Source organism: Microbacterium sp. CPCC 204701 (assembly GCF_004010105.1).
Lineage (GTDB): Bacteria > Actinomycetota > Actinomycetes > Actinomycetales > Microbacteriaceae > Microbacterium.
On record NZ_RRYE01000440.1, the window covers coordinates 1 to 2,282 of the forward strand.

General features: G+C 72.7%; 3 protein-coding genes and 1 pseudogene. All 4 read left to right on the plus strand.

Annotated elements, in window-relative coordinates:
- Positions 1-798: sensor histidine kinase (locus EIO58_RS16505; protein WP_240658951.1), on the plus strand; the 798-nt coding region annotated here is incomplete at its 5' end.
- Positions 795-1,460: a response regulator gene (locus tag EIO58_RS16510; RefSeq protein WP_127820395.1), complete on the plus strand. Its 666-nt coding sequence runs from the start codon at positions 795-797 to the stop codon at positions 1,458-1,460. The genes EIO58_RS16505 and EIO58_RS16510, both read left to right, overlap by 4 nt.
- Before the next feature lie 74 nt (positions 1,461-1,534).
- Positions 1,535-1,975 (plus strand): annotated as a pseudogene (locus tag EIO58_RS16515) (SRPBCC family protein); the annotation flags it as partial.
- A 167-nt stretch (positions 1,976-2,142) separates the two neighbouring features.
- Positions 2,143-2,282 (plus strand): FAD-dependent oxidoreductase (locus EIO58_RS16520; RefSeq protein WP_127820397.1); only part of this gene is annotated, 140 nt, incomplete at its 3' end.

A 2,282-nucleotide genomic window follows, 5' to 3' on the forward strand; every position in this document is an offset into this window, starting at 1 on the left:
GCGAACGACGTCACGCTTGCGGGTCGGATCACCTCGGCGGTGCTCGCGGTGCTGTTCGCGCTCGTCGCGATGCTGATCGGCGTGTCGGTCGGCGGCCGCCGCCGCTACGTCGATTCGCTCGTCGCCCGCGCGCGTGACCTCGCCCGCGAGCGGGATCAGGAGGCGCAGCTCGTCGCCGCGGCCGAGCGGGCGCGCATCGCCCGCGAGATGCACGACGTCGTCTCGCACGGCCTGACCGTCGTCGTCACCCTCGCCGAAGGCGCCGCCGCGGTGACGCCGAGCGACCCCGAGCGCGGCGCCGAGACGATGCGGCGGGTGGCCGACACCGGCCGGAGTGCGCTCTCGGAGATGCGGCGGCTGCTGGGCGTGCTGGCAGAGCCAGGCGATTCATCGCCGCTGACCCCGCAGCCGGGAGTGGGCGACCTGAACGACCTCGTGGAGCGCTTCCGCGACACCGGCCTGCCGGTGCGCCTCTCGACCTCGGGCACGATCCCTGCCGACCCCGGACTGGGCCTCGCCGTCCACCGCATCGTGCAGGAGTCGCTGACGAACGTCCTCCGCCACGCGCCCGCCGCGACCCGCGTCGACGTCACGGTCAGATGCACCGACCACGAGGTGACAATCACGGTCGACGACGACGCCGTGGCCCACGCGGCGCCGCGCACGACAGGCGCAGGCCGAGGGCTCATCGGGATGCGGGAGCGTGCACTCATGTACGGGGGAACCGTGGCCGCAGGCTCGCGGCCGGGTGGCGGATGGCGAGTGCACGCGGTGCTGCACGGAGAGGTCGACGGATGACGGAGCACATCAGGATCGGGATCGTCGACGACCAGGAGCTCGTGCGCCTGGGCCTTCGGCTGGTGCTCGACGCCGAGGACGAGCTCGAGGTGGTCGCGGAGGCGCCCGACGGTGACGGGGCGGTTGCGATCGCGCAGCGCGGCGACATCGACGTGCTGCTGATGGACGTGCGGATGCCGGGAACCGACGGCATCACGGCGACCGAGCAGATCGCGACCCGGGGCGACACGCCGCGCATCATCGTGCTGACCACGTTCGACCTCGACGAGTACGCCTTCGCGGCGCTGCGCGCCGGCGCGAGCGGATTCCTGCTCAAGGACGCGCGCCCCGCCGAGCTCGTCGGCGCGATCCGCGCCGTCCACCGCGGCGATGCGGCCCTGGCACCGAGCGTCACGCGGCGCATGATCCAGCAGTTCGCGCAGGGCAGGGACGAGACGGATACGGCCGCCGACGCATCCGCCGTGCTCGCGGTGCTGACTCCGCGCGAGCACGAGTTCCTCGTCGCGGTGGCGGAAGGCCTCACCAACGTCGAGCTCGCGGCCCGCTTCGTGCTGTCGGAGTCCACCGTCAAGACCCACGTCGGGCGCCTGCTGCAGAAGCTCGGCGCCCGCGACCGCGTGCAGCTCGTGATCCTGGCCTACCGCCTCGGCCTCGTGCGCTGACCGCGTGTTAATACAAGCCGGCGCCCACCGCAATGGCCTGTGACCACGGCATCCGTCGCCGTAGCGTCGGCACCATGTCGCGCAACGTGAGGGTTCTGAAGTGCTCGCCCGAAGACGTGTTCCGGGTGCTGGGCGATGGCTGGCTGTACCCGTCGTGGGTGGTCGGGGCGTCGCGCATGCGCGAGGTCGACGAGTCGTGGCCGTCTGCCGGGGCGAGGCTGCACCACTCCGTGGGAGTCTGGCCCGCGCTCATCGACGACTCGACGGTCGTGGAGGCGTGCGATCCGCCGCGCCGTATCGTAATGAAGGCCCGCGGATGGCCCCTGGGCGAGGCTCGTGTGACGATCGATGTCAAGCAACGAGGGGACGGCAGCGTGGTGCGCATCCAGGAAGAGGCGGTGGCGGGGCCGGCGACCTCCGTGCCCGCACCCGTCATGGACGTGCTGCTGCGATGGCGGAACGCCGAGACCCTGCACCGGCTCGCCTACCTCGCCGAGGGCACGGCCGCCGCGCGGGCCGGCGCCACGACCGCCCAGCGCGAGATGGATGACAGCGGCGAGAAGATGCACATCGAGGCCGCGGAACCCCCCGCGGCGGTGAAGCCGAAGACTCCGGCGCGACCTAAGAAGGGCGCGGCACCGAAGACGACGGATGACGAGCCCCGGCCCGACGAGATGGTTCCATGACGACATCGGGGAGTGCCGAGCTCGACGCGGTCGTCGTCGGCGCCGGCCCCAACGGCCTCGCCGCGGCGGTGACGCTCGCGCGCGCCGGCCTTCGCGTCCGGGTGTACGAGCGGGCCGACCAGGCGGGCGGCGGCGC

Coding starts and splice junctions, on each gene's coding strand:
- EIO58_RS16510 (WP_127820395.1), top strand. CDS start 795: ATGACGGAGCACATCAGGATCGGGATCGTCGACGACCAGGAGCTCGTG.